The 16,077-nt window shown below is 40.9% G+C and carries 13 protein-coding genes; 9 read left to right on the top strand and 4 right to left on the bottom strand.

Annotation, left to right across the window (positions count from 1 at the left end):
- Positions 1-51: 51 nt before the first annotated feature.
- Complete coding sequence (locus AAFF35_RS19050; RefSeq protein ID WP_342328120.1) at positions 52-741, top strand: hypothetical protein; 690 nt, start codon at positions 52-54, stop codon at positions 739-741.
- A gap of 119 nt (positions 742-860) precedes the next feature.
- Positions 861-1,229, top strand: coding sequence for a DoxX family protein (locus tag AAFF35_RS19045; RefSeq protein ID WP_342328119.1), 369 nt, complete (start codon positions 861-863; stop codon positions 1,227-1,229).
- 60 nt (positions 1,230-1,289) lie between these two features.
- Here AAFF35_RS19045 and AAFF35_RS19040 read toward each other — a convergent pair whose 3' ends face one another.
- Both AAFF35_RS19040 and AAFF35_RS19035 read right to left on the bottom strand, forming a co-directional pair.
- Positions 1,290-1,550: a hypothetical protein gene (locus tag AAFF35_RS19040; protein WP_124582987.1), complete on the bottom strand. Its 261-nt coding sequence runs from the start codon at positions 1,548-1,550 to the stop codon at positions 1,290-1,292.
- Between the two features lie 74 nt (positions 1,551-1,624).
- Entirely contained in the window at positions 1,625-2,200 is a 576-nt protein-coding gene (locus tag AAFF35_RS19035; protein WP_342328118.1) for a hypothetical protein, read from the bottom strand.
- A 178-nt stretch (positions 2,201-2,378) separates the two neighbouring features.
- Here AAFF35_RS19035 and AAFF35_RS19030 point away from each other — a divergent pair, with 178 nt between their 5' ends.
- Together AAFF35_RS19030 and AAFF35_RS19025 are read left to right on the top strand one after the other, a co-directional pair.
- Complete coding sequence (locus tag AAFF35_RS19030; protein WP_342328117.1) at positions 2,379-3,500, top strand: serine hydrolase domain-containing protein; 1,122 nt, start codon at positions 2,379-2,381, stop codon at positions 3,498-3,500.
- 22 nt (positions 3,501-3,522) lie between these two features.
- Positions 3,523-4,245 (top strand): hypothetical protein, encoded by a 723-nt coding sequence (locus AAFF35_RS19025; RefSeq protein ID WP_342328116.1) that lies wholly within the window; start codon positions 3,523-3,525, stop codon positions 4,243-4,245.
- 22 nt (positions 4,246-4,267) lie between these two features.
- Here the strand turns inward: AAFF35_RS19025 and AAFF35_RS19020 are convergent, their stop codons facing one another.
- On the bottom strand, positions 4,268-5,359 hold the full coding sequence (locus AAFF35_RS19020) for a hypothetical protein (protein WP_342328115.1): 1,092 nt from the start codon (positions 5,357-5,359) through the stop codon (positions 4,268-4,270).
- 163 nt (positions 5,360-5,522) lie between these two features.
- On the opposite strand from AAFF35_RS19020, the gene AAFF35_RS19015 reads away from it, so the two are divergent.
- Genes AAFF35_RS19015 through AAFF35_RS19000 form a run of 4 tightly spaced genes read left to right on the top strand, consistent with a single transcriptional unit; the run spans position 5,523 to position 14,022 of the window.
- Positions 5,523-8,678 carry a sugar-binding domain-containing protein gene (locus AAFF35_RS19015; RefSeq protein WP_342328114.1) on the top strand — a complete coding sequence of 1,052 codons (3,156 nt, stop codon included), beginning with the start codon at positions 5,523-5,525 and terminating at the stop codon, positions 8,676-8,678.
- A 41-nt stretch (positions 8,679-8,719) separates the two neighbouring features.
- The gene (locus AAFF35_RS19010) at positions 8,720-10,048 is read left to right on the top strand and encodes a sugar porter family MFS transporter (RefSeq protein ID WP_342328113.1); all 1,329 of its coding nucleotides are present in this window, start codon (positions 8,720-8,722) and stop codon (positions 10,046-10,048) included.
- 30 nt (positions 10,049-10,078) lie between these two features.
- Positions 10,079-13,426: a DUF5107 domain-containing protein gene (locus AAFF35_RS19005; protein WP_342328112.1), complete on the top strand. Its 3,348-nt coding sequence runs from the start codon at positions 10,079-10,081 to the stop codon at positions 13,424-13,426.
- Complete coding sequence (locus AAFF35_RS19000) at positions 13,423-14,022, top strand: hypothetical protein (protein WP_342328111.1); 600 nt, start codon at positions 13,423-13,425, stop codon at positions 14,020-14,022. The genes AAFF35_RS19005 and AAFF35_RS19000 overlap by 4 nt, the downstream gene beginning before the upstream one ends.
- Positions 14,023-14,084: 62 nt before the next feature.
- Here AAFF35_RS19000 and AAFF35_RS18995 read toward each other — a convergent pair whose 3' ends face one another.
- Positions 14,085-14,933, bottom strand: a complete 849-nt coding sequence (locus tag AAFF35_RS18995; RefSeq protein ID WP_342328110.1) for a helix-turn-helix domain-containing protein — start codon at positions 14,931-14,933, stop codon at positions 14,085-14,087.
- 157 nt (positions 14,934-15,090) lie between these two features.
- Between AAFF35_RS18995 and AAFF35_RS18990 the strand changes: the two genes are divergently transcribed.
- On the top strand, positions 15,091-16,062 hold the full coding sequence (locus AAFF35_RS18990; RefSeq protein ID WP_342328108.1) for a polysaccharide deacetylase family protein: 972 nt from the start codon (positions 15,091-15,093) through the stop codon (positions 16,060-16,062).
- The last annotated feature ends 15 nt before the right edge of the window (positions 16,063-16,077 follow it).

Here is a 16,077-nt window from a genome sequence, read left to right as displayed (position 1 = left end):
CGCCTTGCCGATCAGACAAAAATGTTTAGTTTTGAAGGTAAAATAGCCCCTATGAATCCAAGAGAAACTTTTTTAGCCGCATGTAGTCAGATCAGTGATGGTCTTGCAGGATTTGGATTTAAAGCGAGCAAGAATGGACAAAGCTTAAAAAAGACGACTATCGATAAGGACATTACTTTTGAGATCTTTTTCCAGTCCAGCTCCTTAAACAGTACTGGTTTTGTGAAGCTGTTACCACATCTTCTTATTTCCTCAAAGCGATTAAAGAAATGGTTAATGGAGCAAAATGATGGCGAATATGGGAATGCAATGATCTATGGAGAACAACTGGGATATATTACTCACTTTAAGGAATGGAAATCATGGAATGTTTCCGGAAACATCCAGGAAACAGCAGTTGCTGAAATCATTGACACGATAAAGACGTATGCGTTACCTATTTTTGACTTGTTTGAAAACACAGAAAAAGCCATCCCATTTTTGGCGCGTAACGGAACGAAATTTAACCCTTATGCTCATAAACACTTAAGTCCGCTGGCTTTCATGCTTTGCCTTGGAAAAGCAGAAGCAGCACAAGAGTTCTTCCTCAATTATCTTGCTGATTCCAGAGGAAAAGGTCTGGTTCTAAATCTTTACAAAGCGCTAGCAGGGGAAGAGCAAATTAATTTGATGCACGCTGAGTTTGCTGAATCAGTTTATGTGAAACTGGCCTTCTTAAATGGCCTCAAAATAAGTAAATAAACGAATCAACATCCTCTTGTCTGATTTGCCCCCTGAATATGTCGTTTTTACACTAGTCTAAACCAGGAATTCGAGCTTAATTTTGAAATGGTAAATGAACCTTAAATAAACCAATCAAAATGAAAAAGAATAAAATAATTTATTGGATTACAACCACCCTGATTTTCCTGTTTGAAGGAGTGATGCCTGCATTGACTTCTCAAACAGAGCTCGCGAAAGAAGGAATCAGACACCTGGGGTATCCTGAGTATTTCGGAGTGATGCTCGTGGTCTTTAAAGTGCTGGGCTCAATAGCCTTGATTATTCCAAAAACGCCTAAGCGTATAAAGGAATGGGCTTATGCGGGATTTGGCTTTGATTTTATTGCCGCCAGTGTAAGTACTTTTGCAGTAGATGGTTTTGGCTTTAACGGATTCTTTCCATTAATTGTGATGGTCATTTTAGCGGTGTCCTACATCTACTATCATAAGATCAGCCATGCGCTTTAAGCAGCAAGCCTACGTCTAAGAATTTTATTCCGGTACAACATCAATTGTACCGGATTTTTATTATTTACCGCCTTTGCTTTCCTTTAAATTTTCAAGGTAGGTTTCTAAAATACTTTTTAAGTAAAGTTCAGGTTTTGGCATCGTAATGATTGCTCCCGGTTCTTTATCTTGAGATTGCTTAATGTAATTGGCTTTTATCTTTCCCCAATCCAGAGAATAGAGCTGAATAAAGGTGTCAACGAATTGTTTGTCTGTATAGTCTTTTGGAAGCTTACTCAGCACGACTTCAATTTTCTCTTCTTTTCTATGTAATACTGCCATGTTAATGTTTTTTTCTTTCCAAAGCTACGAACTAATTTGATTTACACCTTATTATTCCAATTGTTTTCCTGCTTTCAATTGTTTTCCGCTAATTCTGCCAGGTCGGCTCTTATCCCCTTTATTTTTTGTGTTTCAAAATGCTCAATATATGCGGTTCTCGACCTGAATCTTGCGTCTGGATTTTGCACATAGTAGTCAATCGCTTTTAGGATCTTTTTATTTTTCCGTTTGTCTTTCTGTTTGTTTTCGAGATATGTTTTGGTTTCATTGCTGTCGAACCCAAATAAAAGCTCTATATCTACATATACCTGAAGATCCGTTCCTGCACCAAATTTAGCCTCGTAAAGCATATAGATATCCTCCATTTCCATATACTTGTATAACATAAATGCACAAAGGTCTACAGTATAAACTGGTGTGTTTATTTCAGAAGCTTTTAATTCTTCAGTTAACAACCATTTTATCAAGGGTTTGTCCGCTAAGCCATAATCCTGATACAATTCAAAAATCAGGTCTTTTCTTTTCCAGTAATTTGAATCAAAGACTTCATGATAGCTGGTTTTACCATTATGGATAAACCTGAAATCTTCAAGAATGGATATCTCTTTTTCTTCCCGATAGTTGTTAATGACTTTCTTTAATTCCTGCATTATGGTTTATGATGGTCTAAAATTATGCTTTTGAATTTGTGTATTTACTAACAATTATAATTATTTATTAAATATGAATATTTAGCTCTATTTTCGTTAAAAGAATGGCTTCTGCGTTTGGTTAGAGAGGTGATGATTTTTCAATAATTAAGCGCGAGTGATTTATGACCTGATTTAAATGATGAAACTTACTTATTTTAAAGCATTAGTTTTATTACTGAGCCTTGGACCATTAATGACAATGGCCCAATACAACCTACCATTAACCGGACCCATTCTTACTTCGAATCCATTGAAATCTAAAATGGACAACACGGTAGATTCGATGTTCATACCTTTTATGAAGTATCCAAATGCGGTAGGTCTGAGTATTGGGATCATCAAAGACGGAAAAACCTATACTTATGGATATGGCACTACTCAAAAGGAAAAGGGGCAAATTCCTGATGGCAATACTATTTTTGAGGTTGGTTCTATTACTAAAACGTTTACTTCTGCGATATTAGCATATTATGTAAGGAAAGGAAAAATCAGTTTAACAGATCCGATCACTAAATATCTCCCGGATTCTGTGGCTTTAAATCCAGAGCTCCAGAAAATTAGCATCGTAAATTTAAGCAACCATACTTCCGGGTTACCCCGCTTACCAGATAATTTTTTTAATAAAAGCACAGATTATTTAAATCCTTATAAAAACTATACGCGACAGTTGCTTTTTGCCAGTCTTAAAACCTGTAAATTAACTACTGTTCCTGGAGCTGTTTATGCATATTCAAATACAGGCCCCGGTCTGCTGGCACTGATTCTGGAAAAAATCAGTGGAAAAAACTATGAAAAACTTATCAAAGAAATCATCACTGATCCGGTAAAAATGAAGCGTACGTTTCAGCAATTAACACCTGAATTGAACAAGGATTTTGCGAAGGTTTATGGTTTAAGGGGGCTGGAAACTAAAACCTGGGAGTTTGATGCGCTTGCGGGCTGCGGAGCGCTTAAATCTACCGTTAATGATTTACTGATCTATGCAAAGAATAATATGGAAACCGGACATTCTGATTTATCAAAAGCATTTGATCTTACGCATGAAGTTACTTTTTCAAAACAACCTAAGATTGGCTTAGGCTGGCATTTAACACAGTCAGGAGAAGAGGTGTATTATTTTCATGATGGCGCAACCGGTGGGAGCCGGAGTTTTTTGGCAATCAATGTAAAGAAAAAAACTGCAATTGTTTTGCTGTCTAATTCAACCGCTGATATAGCTGGTTTTGCTATCGGAATTTTGCCAAAGATGTTGGACTAACTTAATTAAAATACAGATAAATATGAGTACTAAAGCAACACTTAAAGTTTACCTGCAGGCACTTGGAGGGAAATTTCTTGGACCTCATGCCTACCAAACGGATGATGTCATTATTACACTTAGTTATTCGCAAGGAACCGTCTGTTTGCCTTACCAGTTGCAGAGCAATACAGACGACGGGAATATTGGTGATTTCTTTAGTTTGGGAAGTAGCAGCTGTATGCCTATCCTGCAAATGAATGGAAGTGATGCGCCAAAAGTCAACTACTTAACCTCAGATGTAAACACCATTCACGGAAGTACCGAAATTCAGATCAACGGGGAAGAAGCTGCAATTCTTACCGCTGTGATTCCTAAGCCTCAGGGACAAACGTTAACGATTTCCCAGAGTCTGATGCTTAGTCCCTTGCGGGAATTGTATGAGGTAAACCTGACTGTGCCTGGGCTGGTGCTTAAATCAGATCCACAAGCGGGATTATTAGCGGTGTTTGTAGAAATGATGTGCGGATGCAAAATTACCGAAGGAACCCCTAAATCTTTTTGGCCTCATGAGGATTTTGAAGTATGGGCCGTATTTTCTCTAACCAATGGGAGGGTTTTGAGGGTTCCGCTCCAATTCGACCTTCAGAGCAACAACTCTCTTTTTACCGCGTCTATTGTTCGGGAGCAGCAATTGGAAATTGTACAACTACATTACTATGCGAGACAGAAAAGTACGGGTAATTATGCCGTTTTGACTGCATAGTTAACCTGTTAAAGGTTACTTTCTAATCTTTTAACAGGTCTTTGTTGGCAATAAGATAGTTAAATATCAAACCGTCCAGATCTTCTTTTTGAATTAGGACTTCTCCACTATCGTCTATTTGACGAAGATATAGCCCTTTTTCTAAAGTTTGCCATTTGGGAGCGACTTCATTTACAATTCTATACAAGATTTTTCGTCTGGCTGCCCTGCTTTTTGGGAGATTTTCTCCGGGCCATTGTAAAATGGAGGATTTCAATGCTGCCAAAGTCTCTACCGCCCCAACTTCGGCCAGAATACTGGCTGTTTGTTGGTAGAATTCCCCGGAATAATTAAAATAGAATTCTAACAATCCAGATCCTGTGACGCGGTAAATAATTTGTGAATTAAAAAGAAACAGCAATTTTTGCTCAGTGTTGCTTAACCGACTTATATCGTCACCATTTATTACTTTATTTTCTAATTTGATTCTGGTTTGATGGAGTAAATCTGAAGTATCCTTCAGCTGGAGTATTTCAGGATAACTTAATATCGGATCTCTCGTTAAACCATATTTAATACCTGTATTTTTAAAGAAATCTTTTAACAAGCTAAACTTCTGATTGCAGAATATGCCTTCCTTAACTTTATTTGAGGAACTGCGTGTACGATCGCATTCAAAGCATATTTCAATAAATTCGAAGGCTTTTCCTTCCGAATTTAAAAACAAAATGCCGTTTCTGGGTTCATAACATTTGTATAGATTTGTTATTCTATACTTTACTTTGAAGTTCGGGTCGTAGCCAATATTGTGTAAAATATCGGTTAATTCGTCTGTTTGGCCCGGGTTGAGTAGCTGGCTTTCGTTGACCCGGGAGTAGTCAATATTTTTATTTTTAACAGGAATAAAATCGTCTGCTTTAAAGGATATGAGCTTAATCTCCTTTGCTTTATTAAAGGGATAGATCTTTAAGCGTTGAAGTCGGTTGTATTTATGGGAATTGAAGCATTCATTTGCAAGTTCATGGTGTAGTTCTTCTCTCGGCGTTGGCTCTAAAAATTCGTTTTTTAACTTTTTGTTTTGCCCGGCAGCTTCGAAAACAGACAAGATCGCCATCATAAATATGATCAGTCGCATTTGATTTTTATTTGAAATACAAGATATCAAATTATTTAGAGTAACGAATTCATAGAATAATCCATCATTACCAATATAATATCCATTCTAACTAACCGCGGTTCATTTATGTTTGTATTTGATCAATTGATCTATTTTAATTTCAATTTAAAAAGTACAATTTATGAGATTCTTTACCTGTTTCTTTCTTTTTGTGGCAATGGGGCAGTTGGCCTTTGCGCAGGAAAACCTTTCACTTGCCGGTTCCTGGAATTTCCAGCTGGACCCTTCTGGAAATGGAGAGAAAGAGCGCTGGTATCAACATCAACTTAAAGACAATATCGCGCTTCCCGGCTCTACCGATGAGGGTAAAAAGGGAAGTAAAACCGAAGGAGCCGATTACGGTATTTTATCAAGGGCTTACAAGTATGTTGGAAAGGCATGGTACAGCAGGGAAATCAACATCCCTGCAAACTGGGAGGGAAAAGAGGTAGAGTTGTTTCTGGAAAGGGTGATGTGGGAATCGAAAGTATGGGTTGATGGGAAGCCTTTGACCAGCAGAGATGCACTAGCGGTACCACACCTTCACGCGCTCGGAAAATTAAAGCCGGGTAAACACACTTTAGTATTAAGAATTGACAACGGCATGATCTATAATATCGGCGATAAGGGGCATGTGTATACGGAGTATACACAAAGCATTTGGAACGGCGTTGCAGGGAAAATAGAGTTGCGCGCAAAGGCGAGGACAAAGCTGACGGACCTGCAGGTTTTTCCTGATGCGCCGAACAAAATACTGGAGCTGAAATTGAAGCTTGAAAATCCTGTAATGACGAGCGTGCTGTATACCATTCTGGATTTGCAGACCAATAAAAAGGTATTCAGCAAAGCATTGGCATTGTCTGTCGCAGAAAGACAAACGCATCGTTTACAGCTAAATTTTCCGGTTAAACTATGGGACGAGTTTTCGCCCAATCGCTATCGCGTGACGGCAGAACTGCAAAATAAAAATAAAACAACTGTCGACTTTGGCTTTCGCAGCATCAGCCATTCTGCCTCTAAAGTCCTGATCAATAATGCCCCGGTATTTATGCGTGGAAACCTGGACTGTGTTCATTTCCCACTTACAGGATATCCTTCCTGTGATGTAAAAGAATGGGAAAGGATTTTTAAAATCTATAAATCGTATGGCCTCAACCATGTTCGCTTTCATTCCTGGTGTCCTCCGGAGGCTGCTTTTGAAGCGGCAGATAAACTGGGGATCTATATTCAGGCGGAAACGATCTGGATCGATTGGTGGATGACAGATCCACCTAAAGACCGCCCGGATATGCTGACCCAGGGATTGCCAAAAGGCCTGGGGAAAAATCCTTCGGCGGATAAGTTCGTGCAGGACGAAATGCAGCGTATGCTGGATGCTTACGGAAATCACCCTTCTTTTACCATGCTTTGTATTGGCAATGAGTTGGGGAATTCTGATTTCGACGTGATGCAGGAATGGATCAAAAAGCTAAAAGCAACGGACAGCAGAAGGTTATATGCGGTTTCCACAGCGAGAAAAATTATGCCGGTGGATGATTTTTCTGCTACACATAACATTCCAAATGTGGGTGGTACCTATGGACTGCAGGGCGCACGTTCAGATTACGATCTGGAGAAGAATTATTCCAAAAGTAATATTCCTATCCTAGCTCATGAAGTGGGGCAGTTTCCAATATATCCTTTGTGGTCTGAAATTGATAAATATACCGGAGTACTCAAAGCACGGAACCTGGAAGTCTGTAAAGCCTCGGCCGTTGCCAACGGTTTAGAAAAGCAGGACGAAGTTTTTCATAAAGCCAGCGGCGCATTGCAAAGGGTTTTATACAAGAGTCTAATCGAGAATTTTTACCGTACACCTTCCTGTGCTGGTTTTCAAATGCTGAGCATGCAGGATTATCAGGGGCAGGGAGAAGCGCTGGTGGGTTGGCTGGATGTGTTTTATGATGATAAAGGCAGCACTTCCCCGGAATATTTTAAGCAATACAACAATGCCGTAGTTCCGCTGGCGAGAATTAAAAAGTTCGTTTGGGAAAGTAAAGAAACATTTAACGCTTCCCTCGAACTGGCTAATTATGGAAGCGCTGACCTGATCAACAACTTAAATTGGGAAATAAGAACGGAGAACAATACTGTTCTTGGAACAGGAGTACTCGAATCTGTAACTGTTAAAAGAGGAGAGGTAAAGCAGGTAGGAACCATAAATGTAGCTTTAGAGAAAATTGATAAGGCGACTAAAGCCAGGTTGTTACTGAGTTTGCCTGGAACAACCTACCGCAATGAATGGGATTTGTGGATCTATCCTGAGCGTGCTGCCGAAGCTTCTTCTGCTCAGGTGACCGAAACTGATGTGCTGGATGAAAAAACGATGGAGGCATTGCAAAATGGAAAGACAGTAGTACTCTATGCTGCAAAGCTGGGCAATACGGAAAGCTTCAGGCCCGTGTTTTTTAGCCCTTTATTTTGGTCTAATGTATTTTTTCCTGGTCAGGAAAATACCACATTAGGTGCTTATATCAACGATAAACATCCAGTATACCGAGACTTTCCTACAGCGTCCTGGACAGATTGGCAATGGGAATCTATCAGTAAAGGAGGCCGTGCATTTAAGCTGGCCGGATGGCCGGAATGCATCAAGCCTATGGCACAGCCAATCAGTGATTTTCATCTTAATGAAAAACTGGGCACATTGCTGGAATGTAAAGTTGGGAAAGGAAAACTGCTGATTTGTGGTTATGATGTTCAGGCGGCTAAAAATCCGGTAGCAAAACAATTCAGGTATAGCTTGTTAAATTATGTTAATACAAATGATTTTAACCCAGATATAGAAGTTGATGCCGAAGTACTGAAAAAGAGCTTTCCGTTAATCAATCAAGCGGAAAGCAAGATCCCTGTTCCGGCAGTCTTCGCAGACGCTTTATTGTATGCCAAAGCAACGGAAAGTACGGCAGTATTGAAACGCAATACAATGTATGAACTGCGTGGGACAGAAGGCATCTGGACCTGGGATAATAAAGCGGCCTGGTATGGTAAGAAAATGGAGTTGGAGATCAACCCTCCTCAGGGGGTAATCGGGGAATTGTTTATTCATTTCGCCGATTGGAATAACGAAAGCAGGGATGCTAAAATCTGGATTGAAGGCCGGGAGTTTACTACCGGAAAGCTGGACAAAGAAGGGAAATGGGTAAAACTGTTCGTTATGAGGGAAGATACCAATGATGGAAAACTGAAGGTTCGTATCGAATCTCTTGCAGGAAGTAATGCCATGATCGATGAACTGGTCTTTGTAGAAAGCAAATAATTAATATAATTCAAATTTGATATTTTAACCTAAACCAACAAATGCCACATTTTAAAACTTCGTACCTGTTATCCATCTCCTTCATCTCTGCATTGGGTGGATATCTCTTTGGCTTTGATTTCGCCGTTATTTCGGGAGCATTGCCCTTTTTGCGTGACCAGTTTGGTTTGAACGAATACTGGGAAGGTTTTGCTACCGGGTCACTAGCCCTTGGCGCGATTATCGGCTGTTTAACTGCAGGCAGGGTGGCCGATAAGTATGGTCGCAGGCCGGGGTTATTTCTCGCAGCCCTTATTTTTGGCATTTCTTCATTGGCCATGGCCTTTGCATCTGGTCTGGGTGTTTTTATTACTGCACGTTTTGTGGCTGGAATAGGAGTGGGTATGGCCTCACTATTGTCGCCGATGTATATTGCCGAAGTATCTCCGGCCCAATACCGAGGAAGAATGGTGAGCATCAATCAACTGACCATTGTGCTTGGAATTCTGATCACCAATCTGATCAATTACTCTCTCAGAAATAGCGGCCCTGATGCCTGGAGATGGATGTTTGGCCTGGGTGCAGTTCCCTCTGTGTTATTTATTATGGGGGTTATCTGGTTGCCGGAAAGTCCAAGATGGTTACTCAAGGCCGGAAAGGAACAAAAAGGACTGGATGTTTTAAAGAAAATTGGCGGAGAAGATTTTTCAAATAGTTCGATGGAACTGATTAAGCTTTCTTTGACAGGAAATCAAAAGATCAGTTATAAGGCGGTATTTGAAAAAGCGGTGTTTCCAGCTGTAATGATTGGAATTGTTCTGGCTGTTTTTCAGCAGTTCTGCGGCATCAATGTCGTCTTCAATTACCCATCTAATATTTTCGCCAGTATTGGCGCGTCAAAGGACGATCAGTTATTACAAACGGTTTTTATAGGAGGTGTCAACTTGTTTTTTACGATCCTGGCCATGTTTCTTGTGGACAAGATCGGGAGACGGCCATTGATGTTGTTTGGAGCGGTTGCGCTGGCCATATTATATGTGGTGATTGCGCAGCTACTTGCCGTTCATTCTGCTTTGGTCGGCCTGTTTCTATTGGCGGCAATCGGAACCTATGCCATTTCCCTTGGTCCGGTAACCTGGGTATTGATTTCGGAGATCTTTCCGAATCATGTGAGAGGCGCCGCCTCATCCATTGCGGTATTGTGTTTATGGGCAGCCTACTTTATTCTCACTTTTACCTTTCCGGTATTGGCAAAATGGATTGGAATGCACAATACCTTTTACCTCTATTCGGGGATCTGTATGCTGGGCTTTCTTTTCATCAGGGCAAAGGTCAGGGAGACCAAAGGAAAGACCCTGGAAGAACTGGAATCGGTATTTACACCTCATTAATCAATAACATACCTATTAAGAAGCAATATTATGGAAGTAAAAGCATGGATAGAGAAAGTTATCATCCCCACTTACGAAACAGGTAAAGCAGAGAAGAATCCAATTTTTCTGGATAAGCGGGTTTATCAGGGCAGTACAGGAGCGGTGTATCCAAATCCTGTAATTGAAAAGATCTCCGACGAAAAGACCGATAAGGAATATACAGCAGTATATATAGAAAATGAATTTCTGAAAATCATGGTGCTTCCTGAACTGGGCGGCCGCATCCAAAGGGCTTTTGATAAGGTTCGAAACCGTGATTTTATCTATTATAATCAGGTGATCAAACCCGCTTTGGTTGGCTTAACAGGCCCATGGATTTCCGGTGGTATCGAATTTAACTGGCCGCAACATCATCGCCCAAGTACTTTTGATGCAGTGGATTTTACGATAGAGGAACATGCTGACGGCAGCAAAACGATTTGGGTAAATGAGCTGGAGCTAATGACCAGGACGAAGGGAATGGCAGGTTTCACCTTATACCCCGATAAGGCTTATCTGGAAGTTAAAGGCAAAATATATAACCGTACCCCATTTCCGCAAACCTTTTTGTGGTGGGCAAACCCCGCGGTAAAGGTGAACGACCATTATCAATCTGTTTTCCCACCGGATGTATATGCGGTTTTTGATCATGGAAAAAGAGATGTTTCTGATTTTCCGATCGCTACAGGAACCTATTATAAAAAGGATTATGCGCCCGGAACTGATATCTCCTGTTACAAAAATATTCCGGTCCCTACTTCTTATATGGCGATCCGGTCTGAATATAATTTTATTGGTGGCTATGAACACGATACGGAAGCAGGAATGCTGCATGTAGCGAATCACCATGTTGCACCGGGAAAGAAACAATGGACCTGGGGAAATAGCGATTTCGGACAATCCTGGGACAGAAATCTGACCGATGAGGATGGGCCATATATAGAACTGATGACGGGTGTATTTACTGATAATCAACCTGATTTTTCCTGGTTACAACCAAATGAGGAAAAGACATTTGAACAGTATTTCATGCCTTATGCAAAAGTTGGCGCTGTTAAAAATGCCAGTAAAGAGGCGATGCTGAATGTGGAAATCAATCAAAATAATGTCGACATAAAAGTCTATGCGACATCGGCATTCCCTTCTGCAGTAGTTAAGTTATTTGTAAATGAAGTGCTTGTTGATGCCAGTGTTTTTGACCTTTCTCCTTCTTCAATATTCGAAAAAAGCATTCCGTTAAATACAGTCGTAAGGCAGGAAAGTATCAGTGTACGCGTAGAAAGCGAAGACCATAAGCTCCTGATCAGCTATGAACAGGAAGAAACAGTTCCTAAAGAAATCCCCCCGGCTGCAACAGCGGCAAAAGATCCTGCAGACATTGTTTCTATCGAAGAGTTATACCTGAATGGCTTACATATTGAGCAATATAGACATGCTACTTATGTGGCGACAGATTATTATCTGGAAGCAATAAAGCGGGAGCCATCCGATGTCCGTTGTAACAATGCAATGGGTTTATGGTACATGAGACGTGGACAATTTGCTAAAGCTGAACCTTTTTTCCGCAGGGCGATAAAGACTTTGACACTCAGGAATCCAAATCCTTACGATGGGGAGCCTTATTATAACCTGGGTTGCTCTTTAAAGATGCAGGGGAAACTGGATGAAGCTTATGAAGCAATTTATAAATCCACCTGGAATGCCCCATGGCAGGATGCCGGTTTTTTTGCACTGGCAAGGATTGCATCAGAAAAAGGAGATTTTGAAGATGCCTTATATCTGGTGAATAAATCACTGTCGCGCAATGGACAGGCACATTCGGTACGTCACCTTAAAACGGCTATCCTCCATAAAATGAACAGGGTGGAAGAGGCATTGTCTTTTATAGAAGCATCGCTGTCTATTGATCCTTTTAATTTCGGATGTTTGTACGAAAGATATGTCATACAGATGGAAACTGGAGCGCTAAGCGCTTCGGAGTTGTCGGCGGCCCATTTTGTACAGCAGATGAGGCAAGATGTACACAACTATATAGAATGTGCACTGGACTACAGTCATGCCGGATTATTTGAGGAGGCGATTGCACTGTTATCTGTTTATGTCAGGGAACAGAAAGGAGCCGTGTATCCGATGGTATATTATTATATGGCCTGGTGTTGCCTTGAGATTGGAGATGAGCAGCGTGCAAGCGGATATCTCAGAGAAGGACAGCAGGCGATCCCTGATTTCTGTTTCCCGCATCGTATTGAAGATGTAAACGTGCTGTTATCAGCCATTGCTCTGAATCCCAATGATCCCAAAGCCCATTATTATCTGGGGAATTTTTGGTTTGGTAAGCAGCAATTCCCTGAAGCCATTGCGTGCTGGGAAAATTCTGTTGCTTCAGATCCTGTTTTTCCAACAGCACACCGTAACCTTTCACTGGCTTATCAGAATCAGTTGAAGGATTCGGACCGGGCCTTAATTGAATTGGAGAAAGCTTTCAGCCTGGATATAAAGGATGCCCGGGTATTTATGGAACTCGATCAGTTGTATAAAAAACTGGGATATGATCCGGAACGCCGCCTGGAACTGTTTGAAAAATATCCGGAGCTGGTGGACTACCGTGATGACTTATACCTGGAAAAAGTGACTTTATGTAATCAGTTAAGTCGCTTTGAGGAAGCAAAAGTACTTCTTGCAGGAAGGCAGTTTCATCCTTGGGAAGGGGGAGAAGGAAAAGTCGTAGGCCAATACCTGCTTTGCCACACTGGCCTGGCCAAAAAAGCATTGATGGAAAGTGAATACCAAACTGCATTGGAACTACTTTCGGCTACGGAACAGTACCCGCATAACCTGGGCGAAGGCAAGTTGTATGGCGCACAGGAAAATGACATTCACTATCTGCAGGGCTGCATTTATGAGCAAATGAATTTGGCAGATCAGGCAAAAGAGAAGTTTTTGATGGCTACGAAAGGCCCGAAAGAACCTGTACAGGCCATATTTTATAATGATCCGCAGCCGGATCAGATTTTCTATCAGGGACTTGCCTCGTTAAAGCTCAATGAGGCCGATAAGGCAAGGGAAATCTTTGAACGCTTTATTCAGTTCGGTAAGCAACACCTGAATGATGAGATCAGGATCGACTACTTTGCGGTGTCTCTTCCTGATTTACTGGTGTTTGATCAGGACCTTGATTTAAAGAATTACATCCATTGCAGTTATCTGGTTGGTTTGGGCCATCTCGGTCTTGGCAGTTTTGATGAGGCCAAAAACGTGTTTACTGAAGTACTGAAAATGGATGCAAATCATCAGGGGGCCAGTACTCACCTTCAGCTCTTCCCACTTTTAACATTAAAAACAAATTTATCTATATGAAACAGATCCCTCTAATCACTTTTTTTGTCGCCAGTATATTCCTTTTTAGTTGCCAGTCTACACCAAAAAATAACACCACTGTAGAAAAAAAGGATTCGCTGACAACGACAACCGCAGCAAAAGATTCTTCGGAAGTTAACAACTATAACGAAAACACTGTTGAACTTGTAAAACTCAGACTGACGACAATGCTCAGGGACGATTTATCCAAAAATATCGTTTCGGAAGCCAGCAGGAAATTTATTCTTTTTGAATATGACCTTAATGAGGATGGTAAGAAAGAAATTTTTGTAGGATTAACCGGTCCATATTTCTGTGGTTCGGGTGGCTGTACTTTTCTATTGCTCGATCATGAAGGTCAGCAAATCACTAAATTTACAGTTACAGACTATCCGGTGCTTGTTGCCGGAACCAATACCAAAGGCTGGAAAGACCTGATCCTGAGTAGTGGCGGCAAGAACCATCTGATGAAGTTCAATGGAAGTACCTACCCTTCAAATCCGACGGTTCAACCCGTTTTTGAAGGAATTCCAGGCAATGATTTGCTAAAATTTCCAGGGACTGTGAATGGCGATTTTCCCTGGGTTAACTTCTAATGCCAAACACATAAACAATGAAAGCATCATGACCTCTAAAAAACAATGGGTAGCAATGAGCATTAAAGTACTTGCCGCGCAAACTTAGGGCTCATTCCCATGTGTTTTTTATAGGTTTTATTGAAATGACTCGCATCCGTAAAACCTAACTTTGAAGCAATTTCATTAATGTTATGACGACCATTCTTAAGCAATTGTTCGGCAGCTTTTAGTTTCGTCTGGACGATATGCTGCTGTATCGAAGCGTTGCTGTGTTTTTTGATGTAAATGCTGATGTAATTGGGCGACATTGCAAACTTTTCTGCGATATTTTCGATGCGCATCTTTTCTGCATCCATGGTGTGCAGCCTGATGTAGCTGAGGATTTGATTTAGCTTGTCAAGCTCAGTATTACTTGGGCATTGATGTCCGTATTGAGCGGTGGAGTGACTTCTCGCTACCATCATCATGATCGCTCCAAAAAGTTCCAGAACAACTTCCCGGCTATAGGCACAGGTCTTGGTGAACTCGATCAACAGGATCTGCAATAAGTGCGAAAGATGTTTTTTATCCTGCATGTCAGTGACGAGACTTCCGTTTACCGATGTAGGATTTTGTAATAAAGTCTTAATAACTTCCATCCATTTGGCTGTTTTTCCGCCTTCCAGTTTCTCTATAAAAAGTTGTTCCGTAAATTTCACGAAGATGAAATGGGTGTTTTCACTGATCTCAAAATAATGCGCATCTTCAGGCCTCAACAAAAAGACATCTCCTTCTGTATAAGCGTATGACTTATCATTTAAAACATGATTACCAACTCCTTTTTCTACATATATAAATTCATAAAAGTTATGATTGTGTGTAGGAAATGTCCATTCATCAAGTGTTAACCGAAAGACATTTAAAGAATGATAGCCATTGAAACGTTTCATAGTCGTTGATTAATTATTACAAAAATACAATGAATTTTTACCATTCTGTTTGTGCCCGCGAAAATATCTTTGTGCGAAATAATCATCTAATCAAATGAAATAATCATTATTTCATTTATCAGAATGACTTATTGTTTTTAAAATAACTGACAAAGAAATGAAAAGAAAACTGACAACATTTGTAGCCTTGATGACAGGCCTCATGATCATGGTCTCCTGGACCGTACTCCCTAAGAAAAATAAAAACACTGCAAATTCTAAAACGATCAAATCCCATTGGCCGAACGGTGCACAGCTGGTGATCTCGGTCTCTATGCAATTTGAAACCGGTGGTCAACCGGAAGGCGCTGAAAGCCCTTTCTCAGGTAATCCGTTACCCAAAGGCAATCCTGATCTGGCGGCCGAAAGCTGGTACCGCTATGGTGCCACTGAAGGCATTTACCGCATGCTCGATCTTTGGAAAAAGTACGACATCAAGGTTACTTCACATGTGGTTGGAGCAGCGGCGGTCAGGTATCCTGAAGTAGCAAAAGCAATTGCCTCCGGAGGACATGAGGTGGCGGCACATGGCATGTCCTGGGACAACCAGTGGAACAAAAGTTATGCGGATGAATTACAATTTGTAAAACAGGGAGTAGATGCTGTAGCAGCCATTACCGGGCAGAAAGCGGTAGGGTACAATGCGAATTGGTTACGCCGTAGTCCCAACACCTTGAAAGTGTTGCAGGAATTGGGCTTCTTATATCATATTGATGACCTCAGCAGAGACGAACCTTTCCTCACAAAGGTGAATGGTAAGAATTTCGTAGTGATGCCTTATACCCTTCGCAACAATGATATTGTGAACATTGCAGGCAATCACTGGACTCCGGAAATGTTTCTTTCACAATTGAAAATGGAGTTTGATCAGTTGTATGCGGAAGGGGCTGCAAAAAGACGGATGATGAGCATTAGTTTTCACGATCGCATTGGTGGAACCCCGGCAGTAGTCAAAGCCATGGACGACTTTATTAAATATGCCAAAGAGAAAGAAGGGGTCGTTTTTATGCGTAAAGATGACATTGCTAAAATGGTGATGAACGACCCTGATACTCCTGTTGACAACGCTGAAGCTCAATATAATAAATAGTTATTTTACCTTCGT

Origin of the sequence: Pedobacter sp. FW305-3-2-15-E-R2A2 (assembly GCF_038446955.1) — a bacterium.
Classification (GTDB): Bacteria; Bacteroidota; Bacteroidia; order Sphingobacteriales; family Sphingobacteriaceae; genus Pedobacter.
This window is presented reverse-complemented; position numbering and strand designations above follow the sequence as displayed.

Excerpts from the sequence above, each read along its gene's own strand:
- AAFF35_RS19050 (WP_342328120.1), top strand. The coding sequence starts at position 52 with ATGAATCCAAGAGAAACTTTTTTAGCCGCATGTAGTCAGATCAGTGAT.
- AAFF35_RS19045 (WP_342328119.1), top strand. The coding sequence starts at position 861 with ATGAAAAAGAATAAAATAATTTATTGGATTACAACCACCCTGATTTTC.
- AAFF35_RS19040 (WP_124582987.1), bottom strand. The coding sequence starts at position 1,550 with ATGGCAGTATTACATAGAAAAGAAGAGAAAATTGAAGTCGTGCTGAGT.
- AAFF35_RS19035 (WP_342328118.1), bottom strand. The coding sequence starts at position 2,200 with ATGCAGGAATTAAAGAAAGTCATTAACAACTATCGGGAAGAAAAAGAG.
- AAFF35_RS19030 (WP_342328117.1), top strand. The coding sequence starts at position 2,379 with ATGATGAAACTTACTTATTTTAAAGCATTAGTTTTATTACTGAGCCTT.
- AAFF35_RS19025 (WP_342328116.1), top strand. The coding sequence starts at position 3,523 with ATGAGTACTAAAGCAACACTTAAAGTTTACCTGCAGGCACTTGGAGGG.
- AAFF35_RS19020 (WP_342328115.1), bottom strand. The coding sequence starts at position 5,359 with ATGCGACTGATCATATTTATGATGGCGATCTTGTCTGTTTTCGAAGCT.
- AAFF35_RS19015 (WP_342328114.1), top strand. The coding sequence starts at position 5,523 with ATGAGATTCTTTACCTGTTTCTTTCTTTTTGTGGCAATGGGGCAGTTG.
- AAFF35_RS19010 (WP_342328113.1), top strand. The coding sequence starts at position 8,720 with ATGCCACATTTTAAAACTTCGTACCTGTTATCCATCTCCTTCATCTCT.
- AAFF35_RS19005 (WP_342328112.1), top strand. The coding sequence starts at position 10,079 with ATGGAAGTAAAAGCATGGATAGAGAAAGTTATCATCCCCACTTACGAA.
- AAFF35_RS19000 (WP_342328111.1), top strand. The coding sequence starts at position 13,423 with ATGAAACAGATCCCTCTAATCACTTTTTTTGTCGCCAGTATATTCCTT.
- AAFF35_RS18995 (WP_342328110.1), bottom strand. The coding sequence starts at position 14,933 with ATGAAACGTTTCAATGGCTATCATTCTTTAAATGTCTTTCGGTTAACA.
- AAFF35_RS18990 (WP_342328108.1), top strand. The coding sequence starts at position 15,091 with ATGAAAAGAAAACTGACAACATTTGTAGCCTTGATGACAGGCCTCATG.